The following is an 8,567-nucleotide window of genomic DNA, read 5'->3' as shown; positions in this document are numbered from 1 at the left end:
CGTCCAGGTCCGGCGCGCGCGTTCCCGCCGGCACGCGCGCCAGCGGCGCGGCCGGGTCGAGCCAGCCGTCGATCTCGGCATGGAAGATCAGCGGCAGGCCGGTGGCGCACAGCATCAGCAGGAACGCCGTGCAGACAAGCGCCGACCATTTGTGGACGAGCAGCCAGATCGTGATCGTCCGGCGCGTCAAGTCCCGCTCCCCTCCACCCCGGTCAGAACCTGCGCGTGACCGTGCCGAGCAGCTGGCGCGGCGCACCGTAGAAACAGGCGTTGATGCCCGAACAGCGCGCGACATAGCGGCGGTCGGCGATGTTCGACCCGTTCAGCGCGATGCGCCAGCCCGGCATGTCGTACGACACGATCACGTCGAACAACGTCGCCGCCTGTCCATAGAGCACGACGGGGTTGAACGCGCCGGGCAGCGATCCCGCGCTGCCGCTGGTATGGCGCACGCCGCCGCCGATCCCGAGGCCGCGCAGCGGCCCGCGCTGGAGGTCGTAGTCCACGAACACCGATGCCTTGTGCTTGGGCGTGGTCGGCAGCGGGCGGCCGATCTCGGCGGCGATGCCGCTCGCCTGGATCTCGGAATGGTTGTAGCTGTACGATCCGTTGATCGACAGCCGGTCGCGGATGCGCGCGATGAGTTCCACCTCGCCGCCATAGACCTCGACCCGGCCCGACTGGGTGCCGAACACCGGCAGCGCGCCGTTGGCGCCGGTCGTGACGACATTGTCCTGGTGCAGGTCGAACGCGGCGGCGGTCGCGAACAGCTTCACGTCCGACGGCAGCCCGCGCGCGTCGTACTTCACCCCGCCTTCCCACTGGCGGCCCGTCGTCGGCCGGAACGCACCGCCGGTGACGGAGTCGGTGCCCAGCACCGGCTCGAACGAGGTCGCATAGCTGAGATAGGGCGCGATGCCGCTCGCGGTGACGTAGTCGGCGCCCGCGCGCCAGGTGAACCGCTCCTGGTCCGCCTTCGTCCGAGCGCCCGGCGTGCCGACCGCGACGAACGGCGTCAGATAGGCGCTGCGCACCCGGTCGTACCGCCCGCCGAGCGTCACGAACAACTGGCCGAGCCGCGCCTGCTCCTGCCCATAGACGCCGGTCTGTTTCAGCACCTGATCGTTGTAGCGGGTGGGATAGCCCGGCAGCAGCGAGGTTCCCGGCGTGGCGTATACCGGGTTGAACGCGTCGATCGTGTTCGCGCCGGCAAAGCCATAGGCGGCGACGTTGTCGACCCGGCGATAGTCGACGCCCGCCAGCAGCTTGTGGTGCAGCGGCCCGGTGGCCACGCTGGCCGACAGGCGGTTGTCGGTCGCAAAGCTCGTCACGTCCTCGGCATAGCTGAAGTTCGCCTGCGACACGGTGCGGTAATAGGTCGGCAGCGTGGCGTCGGTCGTGTTGGTGAGGCCGGTGGCATAGATGCCGATCGGCGTCCGCTCGCGATACCGGCTCCACTTGGCGTTGGAGCGGAACGACAGCGCGTCGGAGAAGTCGTGGATCAGCTCATAGCCCTCGGCGGACTGGCGCCGCTCGAAGACGTCGCGCGGATCGTCGAGGTTGGTGCGCTGGCCGATCCTACCGTTCGGGTTGGCGAGCAGCGTGCCCGCGGCGGGCAGGAAGCCGCCGTTGCCGCCCGTGTTCCTGTCATACTGGTAATAGACGAGGCCGGTCAGCGTGGTGCGCGGATCAATCCGCCACGTCGCGGTCGGCGCGACATAGACCCGCCTGGCGTTCGTGTGGTCGGCGACGAGGTCGCGGTCGCGGAACAGGCCGGTGAAGCGCACGCTGAGCCCGTCGGCGACGGGGCCGGTGACGGTTCCGGCGACCTCCTTGAAATCGTCGGTTCCCCCCTGCGCGCGTATCTCTCCGCCAAAGGCGGGAGAGGCGCGGCGGCTCGTCTCGTTGTAGACGCCGCCCGGCGGCACGTTGCCGTACAGCGTCGACGACGGACCCTTCAGCAGGTCGAGCGACTCGAAGCCGTACAGGTCGACGCCCACCGACGAGATGGTGGTCGTGACCGGCGCGGCGAGCCCGTCGATATATTGCTTGGGGGTGAAGCCGCGCACCGTGAAGAAGTCGTAGCGCGCATCGGGACCGTAGTTCTCGCCATAGACGCCCGCGGCATAGCGCACCGCCTGCTGCGCATCGACGAAGTCGAGCAGGTCGATCTGGTCGCGGGTGATGACCGATACCGACTGCGGCGTCTCGATCAGCGGAATGTCGCTCTTGGTGGCGGTGACGCTGCCGAGCGGCACATACTGCGGCGCGGTCACGATGACCTCGCCGTTCTCGCCCGTCACGGTACGCAGCGTCCCGGGCTCGGCGCCGGGATCGCCGACCGCCGGCCGCTCCTGCGCCAGGACGGGAGTGGCGGCGGCAAGGCCGGTGGCCAGCAGGATCAGCGCAGGTCGGCGCGGCGTCGTCTTGTCCATGGCTGCCAAGCTGCCACGATTGATAACGACTTGCAATAGCGCAGGGCGATCGGATGAACGATGGTCGCCGACGAACACCATTATCCTCGCCCCAAGCTGCCGGGTCGACGAGGGGGATGGTGGACCGGCATGATCGATCGCTGCCGGCTTCGCCTCGCGGCCATTGGCGGGATCAGGCCGGACCGTTCAGTCTGGAGCTATCCTGCCCGGCGCTATTCCAGCCGACGACCGATCATGCGGAAAAGAGGAATGGTGGAGCCGTGGGGGATCGAACCCCAGACCTTCGCAATGCCATCGCGACGCTCTCCCAGCTGAGCTACGGCCCCAATATTCCGTCCGGGAAGGCGCGCCCCTAACCCGGCCCGCCGGGCTTGGCAAGCGGTCGCGGGCGTATCGAAAGCCCGCCGACGGCTGTTTCGCCGTACCGACCTTGCGAGTCGCCCTTCCGCGACCCTCCGGACGGATCAGTGGTCGTCGTCCTTCTCGCCGGTATCGACGCCCAGGTCCTCGTCACCGCCCAGATCGACCTCGTCGTCCGCGCTCGGCTCCTCGTCCTCGGGCGCCTCCAGTTCCTCGTCGGGGCCAGCCAGATCCTCGCTGGTCTCCGCCTTGGCGGTCTTGGCCGCCTCGAAGGGCATCGGCTGCTTCGACTTCAGGATCGGCTCGGGCGCCCACGCATAGCCGCAGTTGATGCAGGTGACGGGGTCGTCCTTCTCCAGATCGTAGAAGCGCGTCGCGCATTTCGGGCACATGCGCTTGGTGCCCCATTCGGCCTTTATCATGCCGCGATGCCTTTTCGTCGGATGGGATGTGGGATCGCGGCGGCAATGCACCGGCGACCCGAAGATTGGGCGCGCCTTGCCACGGTGCAAGGCGACTGTCAAAGCGCCGCCCCGATGGCGCACTCCACCCGACAGCCCTCCACGCCACGGCGGATGACGATCGCCGCGCGCGGTCCCCTGTTCGGGACGGTGCGTGTGCCCGGCGACAAGTCGATCAGCCATCGCGCGCTGATGTTCGCCGCGCTCGCGGTGGGCGAGAGCCGGGTCACGGGCCTGCTGGAGGGCGAGGACGTACTCGCCACCGCCGCCGCGCTGCGCGCGATGGGCGCCACGATCGAGCGGGTGCCGTCCGGGGAAGGGCCGGTCGAGTGGCGCATCGGCGGCGTGGGCGTCGGCGGGCTGTTGCAGCCCGGACAGGCGCTGGACATGGGCAATTCGGGCACCTCGACCCGGCTGCTGATGGGCCTGATCGCCTCGCATCCGATACAGGCGACGCTGGTGGGCGACGCCTCGCTGTCGCGCCGGCCGATGGCGCGGGTGATCGAGCCCCTGTCACGGATGGGCGCGGACATCGTCGCCAGCCCCGGCGGCACGCTGCCGCTCACCGTACGCGGCCTGTGTCCCGCGGTGCCGATCGAGTATGCGCTGCCCGTCGCCTCCGCGCAGGTGAAGTCGGCGGTGCTGCTCGCCGGGCTCAACGCGCCGGGCATCACGCGGGTCGTGGAGCCGATCGCGACCCGGGACCATACGGAGCGGATGCTCGCGGGCTTCGGCGCCGGACTGACGGTGGAGCAAACGCCGGCCGGCCGGGTCATCTCGCTGACCGGGGAGGCAGAGCTTGCGCCGTGCCACATCGTCGTGCCGGGCGATCCCTCGTCGGCGGCGTTCTGGACCGTGGCGGCGATCGTCTCGCCGGGATCGCGGCTCGTGATCGGGAACGTCGGCGTCAATCCGACGCGGGCCGGCATCTTCCGCGCGCTCGCCCTCATGGGCGCCGACATGGTCCTCCACGACGGGGGCACCGTCGGCGGCGAGCCGATCGCGGAGGTCGCGGTGCGCCACGGGGATCTCGCCGCGATCGAGCCGCCGCCGGAGCTTGCGCCGTCGATGATCGACGAGTTCCCGGTCCTGTTCGTCGCCGCCGCCTTCGCGCACGGGCGCAGCGTTTTCCGCGGGCTGGAGGAGCTGCGGGTGAAGGAGTGCGATCGCATCGCGACGATGGCGGCCGCGCTGACCGCCATCGGCGCGCGGGTCGAGGAACTGTCCGACGGTCTCGTCATCCACGGCAGCGGCGGCAGGCCCCTTCCGGGCGGCGCGACCGTCGAGACGCGGCTCGACCACCGGATCGCGATGGCGATGGCGGTCGCCGCCCTCCACTGCTCCGCGCCGGTGACGCTGGACGACGTGTCGCCGGTCGCGACGAGCTACCCGGACTTCCTCGCCACGCTCGATCGTCTGGCCGACGCGGACCGGCGGGTGGCGGAGCCAGTCGCATGATCGTCGCCGTCGACGGCCCCGCCGCCTCGGGCAAGGGCACGCTCGCGCGCGCCATCGCGCGCCATTACGGCGTGCCGCACCTCGACACCGGGCTGTTGTACCGGGCGGTCGCGCTCTGCGTCGCGCGGATGGAGCTCGACCCGGCGGTGGAGGCGGACGCGGTCGCCGCCTGCGGGTTCGACGAGGCGGTGCTCGCCGATCCGGCGCTGCGCGAGGACGCCACGGGACGGACCGCCTCGATCGTGTCCGCGCATCCGCTGGTGCGCGCGGCGCTGTTCCAGCGGCAGCGGCGCTTCGCCGGGCAGCCGGGCGGCGCGGTGCTCGACGGGCGCGACATCGGCACGGTGATCGCGCCCGAAGCGGACGCCAAGCTGTTCGTGTCCGCGACGCCGCGCATCCGCGCCCAGCGCCGCCATGCCGAGCTGAAGGGCCGCGGCGGTCCGACAGGCCCCGGCCCGACCGGCTTCGACCCGAACGGCTTCGACCCGATCAGCTTCGACCGGGTGCTCGCCGACATCCGCGCCCGCGACCAGCGCGACAGCGCCCGCGCGGCCGCGCCGCTGGCCATGGCCGCCGACGCGGTGCTGCTCGACACCAGCTTCCTGTCGATCGAGGCGGCGGTGCGCAAGGCGCTGGACCTCGTCGAGGCGCGGCTGTCCGCCAGGCGCTGACAGGCGATTGCCTTGATGCCTCCGGCCGTGTAGTGCTTTCGCGTCCAGCGGGCAGGTGCTCGCGGGGGAAGGCGCGGAGGCATCGTTCTCACGCGCCGTTTTCACGTTCCCGTCGCGGAACGCCGTCGACGCTCCTCCGCCAGTCCCCGCGCTCCGGGCGTCGCATCGGCACGGGGCCGGCGCGGCATGGCTAGAAGACCGCCGGAACCAACCGGCCGGCCGGCAACGACGACGAGGAACGCTCCAGACCCATGGCTACACAGGCCCTTCCCACCCGCGACGATTTCGCCGCGATGCTCGACGACATGTTCGGTGGCGCCGACAGTTTCGAGGGTCGCGTGGTGCACGGCACCGTCACCGGCATCGAGAACGACATGGCCGTCATCGACGTCGGCCTGAAATCCGAGGGCCGCGTGCCGCTGCGCGAGTTCGCCGCCCCGGGCCAGAAGGCCGAGCTGAAGATCGGCGACGAGGTCGAGGTCTATGTCGACCGGGTCGAGAACATGCACGGCGAGGCAATGCTGTCGCGCGACCGCGCCCGCCGCGAGGCCGCCTGGGACAAGCTGGAGGGCGATTTCGCCAAGACCGCGCGCGTCGAGGGCGTGATCTTCGGCCGGGTCAAGGGCGGCTTCACCGTCGACCTGTCGGGCGCCGTGGCGTTCCTGCCCGGCAGCCAGGTCGACGTGCGGCCGGTCCGCGACGTGACCCCGCTGATGGACATCCCGCAGCCGTTCCAGATCCTGAAGATGGACCGGAAGCGCGGCAACATCGTCGTGTCGCGCCGCGCCATCCTGGAAGAGACCCGCGCCGAGCAGCGTTCGGGCCTGATCCAGAGCTTGGCCGAGGGCCAGATCATCGAGGGCGTCGTCAAGAACATCACCGATTACGGCGCGTTCGTCGACCTGGGCGGGATCGACGGCCTGCTCCACGTCACCGACCTGTCGTACAAGCGCGTCGCGCATCCGTCGGAGGCGCTGAACATCGGCGACACCGTCAAGGTTCAGATCATCCGCATCAACAAGGACACGCAGCGGATCAGCCTGGGCATGAAGCAGCTCGAGAGCGATCCGTGGGACGGCGCGTCGGCCAAATATCCGATCGGCGCCAAGCTGACCGGCCGGGTGACGAACATCACCGAATACGGCGCGTTCGTCGAGCTGGAAGCCGGCATTGAGGGCCTGGTCCACGTCAGCGAGATGAGCTGGACCAAGAAGAACGTCCATCCCGGCAAGATCGTGTCCACCAGCCAGGAGGTCGACGTGCTGGTGCTGGAGGTCGACGAGGACAAGCGCCGCATCTCGCTCGGCCTCAAGCAGGCGCAGGCCAATCCGTGGGAGGCGTTCGCGTCCGCCCATCCGATCGGCTCGACCGTCGAGGGCGAGGTCAAGAACGCTACCGAGTTCGGGCTGTTCATCGGTCTCGACAACGACGTCGACGGCATGGTCCACATGTCCGACATCGCTTGGGGCGTCGCGGGCGAGGATGCGCTGGCGCTGCATCGCAAGGGCGAGACCGTGCAGGCGGTCGTGCTCGACATCGACGCCGAGAAGGAGCGCATCAGCCTGGGCATGAAGCAGCTGGAGCGCGGCGCTCCGGTGGCGGGCGGCGCAGCGGCGGCCGGCGGTTCGGTCGGCAAGAACCAGGTCGTCACCGTCACCGTGCTGGAGGTCCGCGACGCGGGGCTCGAGGTGCAGCAGGGCGACGACGGCGTCACCGGCTTCATCAAGCGCATCGACCTTGGCCGCGACCGCGACGAGCAGCGGCCCGAGCGGTTCCAGGTCGGGCAGAAGCTCGACGCGATGGTGACCGGCTTCGACCGGTCGAAGAAGCCCACCTTCTCCGTCAAGGCGATGCAGATCTCCGAGGAGAAGCAGGCGGTGGCGCAGTACGGATCGTCCGATTCAGGCGCGTCGCTGGGCGACATCCTGGGCGAGGCGCTGAAACAGCGCGGCGACCGCTGACCGACGATCCCCCGGCGTGGCGCAAGCCCGCCGGGGGACGGCGATCCGCTCCGGAACCGCCGGCAGGTGATTGATCCGGGGGACGTAACGCCCGATAAAGCATCCTGGATCAAGAAAACGGGAGCGTCGTGGTGATTCGATCGGAACTGGTACGCAAGCTGGGCGCGGAGAATCCCGGTCTGGACGATCGTGACATCGACGGCATCGTATCGATATTCTTCGACGAGATCGCCGCGCGCCTGGCCGACGACGGACGGGTCGAGCTGAGGGGTTTCGGGGCCTTTTCCACGCGCAGCCGCACCGCCCGGACGGGGCGCAACCCGCGCACCGGCGAATCGGTCGAGGTGACGGCCAAGCGCGTTCCCTATTTCAAGCCGGGCAAGGAAATGCTCCTGCGGCTGAACCTCGACGAATAGCCGCTCCGCCTCGTCCGCCGCCGCGGGGAAGCGTCCTCGACCGGTCGGCACGGCGCGCCGTGCCTGACGAGCCCGGAGACGGTCCCGGTCGTGTCGTGCGGGTCCTGCCTTGACGATCCCGGGCACATCGGCTTTCGCGGGCGGCATCGTGCGCGGACGTGGCGGAATCGGTAGACGCCGGAGACTTAAAATCTCCTTGCCCTGGGCAGTGCGGGTTCGAGTCCCGCCGTCCGCACCCGTGCTGGCGCTGGTCGCCCTGCTCGTGCCGAGCACCCTGCTCGCCGGCTGCGATCGGCGACCCGACGATGGCGCGGTCGTGGTGCAGGCGATCGGCGGGCCGGCGGTGCTGGTGGATGCGGCGCGCCGTCCCCCCGGCGAGGCGTCCCGCGTGATCGCCGGCGCGGTGGCGCAAGGGCTGGTGCGGTTCGACGGGGGCGGCCAGATCGAGCCCGGCATAGCCGAACGCTGGTCGGTGATCGACAACGGCACCAGCTACATCTTCCGCCTGCGCGCCGCGCGGTGGGCGGATGGACGGCCCGTGACCGCGGGCCAGGTCGTCGCGGCCCTGCGCCACCAGCTGGCGCGCGGCTCGCGCAATCCGCTGCGGCCGTTCCTGACCGCCATCGACGACATCGTCGAGATGACGCCCGAGGTGATCGAGGTCCGCCTGTCGCGCCCCCGACCAGATCTGTTGCGGCTGTTCGCCCAGCCCGAACTCGCGATCATGGCGCCGCGCGCCGGCGGCAGCGGGCCGTACCGACCCGTCGCGTCGCCGCCGGGCGGGGGCATGCTCCTGCGCCCGACG

Annotated in this window: 8 protein-coding genes and 2 tRNA genes; 6 read left to right on the top strand and 4 right to left on the bottom strand. The window is 70.2% G+C overall.

Going from position 1 to position 8,567, the window contains the following annotated elements:
• The 4 genes from HUV01_RS14950 to HUV01_RS09105 form a co-directional block, all read right to left on the bottom strand.
• Nucleotides 1-190: PepSY domain-containing protein (locus HUV01_RS14950; RefSeq protein WP_217430966.1), on the bottom strand; the 190-nt coding region annotated here is incomplete at its 3' end.
• A 22-nt stretch (nucleotides 191-212) separates the two neighbouring features.
• Nucleotides 213-2,435: a TonB-dependent siderophore receptor gene (locus HUV01_RS09115; RefSeq protein WP_174297970.1), complete on the bottom strand. Its 2,223-nt coding sequence runs from the start codon at nucleotides 2,433-2,435 to the stop codon at nucleotides 213-215.
• Between the two features lie 250 nt (nucleotides 2,436-2,685).
• Nucleotides 2,686-2,761, bottom strand: a tRNA-Ala gene (locus HUV01_RS09110).
• Nucleotides 2,762-2,899: 138 nt separating this feature from the next.
• The gene (locus HUV01_RS09105; protein ID WP_174297969.1) at nucleotides 2,900-3,217 is read right to left on the bottom strand and encodes a TIGR02300 family protein; all 318 of its coding nucleotides are present in this window, start codon (nucleotides 3,215-3,217) and stop codon (nucleotides 2,900-2,902) included.
• A gap of 114 nt (nucleotides 3,218-3,331) precedes the next feature.
• Here HUV01_RS09105 and aroA point away from each other — a divergent pair, with 114 nt between their 5' ends.
• The 6 genes from aroA to HUV01_RS09075 form a co-directional block, all read left to right on the top strand.
• On the top strand, nucleotides 3,332-4,714 hold the full coding sequence (gene aroA, locus HUV01_RS09100) for a 3-phosphoshikimate 1-carboxyvinyltransferase (protein WP_174297968.1): 1,383 nt from the start codon (nucleotides 3,332-3,334) through the stop codon (nucleotides 4,712-4,714).
• The gene (locus HUV01_RS09095; RefSeq protein WP_174297967.1) at nucleotides 4,711-5,385 is read left to right on the top strand and encodes a (d)CMP kinase; all 675 of its coding nucleotides are present in this window, start codon (nucleotides 4,711-4,713) and stop codon (nucleotides 5,383-5,385) included. The genes aroA and HUV01_RS09095 overlap by 4 nt, the downstream gene beginning before the upstream one ends.
• A 251-nt stretch (nucleotides 5,386-5,636) precedes the next feature.
• A complete protein-coding gene (gene rpsA, locus HUV01_RS09090) occupies nucleotides 5,637-7,346 on the top strand; it encodes a 30S ribosomal protein S1 (protein WP_174297966.1) in 1,710 nt (569 codons plus the stop codon).
• Between the two features lie 131 nt (nucleotides 7,347-7,477).
• On the top strand, nucleotides 7,478-7,762 hold the full coding sequence (locus tag HUV01_RS09085; protein WP_174297972.1) for an HU family DNA-binding protein: 285 nt from the start codon (nucleotides 7,478-7,480) through the stop codon (nucleotides 7,760-7,762).
• Nucleotides 7,763-7,914: 152 nt separating this feature from the next.
• A tRNA-Leu gene (locus HUV01_RS09080) sits at nucleotides 7,915-7,997 on the top strand.
• A partial coding sequence (locus HUV01_RS09075; RefSeq protein WP_254606525.1) for an ABC transporter substrate-binding protein occupies nucleotides 7,971-8,567 on the top strand: 597 nt, incomplete at its 3' end. The genes HUV01_RS09080 and HUV01_RS09075, both read left to right, overlap by 27 nt.

Source organism: Sphingomonas bacterium (assembly GCF_903643035.1).
GTDB lineage: Bacteria > Pseudomonadota > Alphaproteobacteria > Sphingomonadales > Sphingomonadaceae > Sphingomonas.
This window is presented reverse-complemented; position numbering and strand designations above follow the sequence as displayed.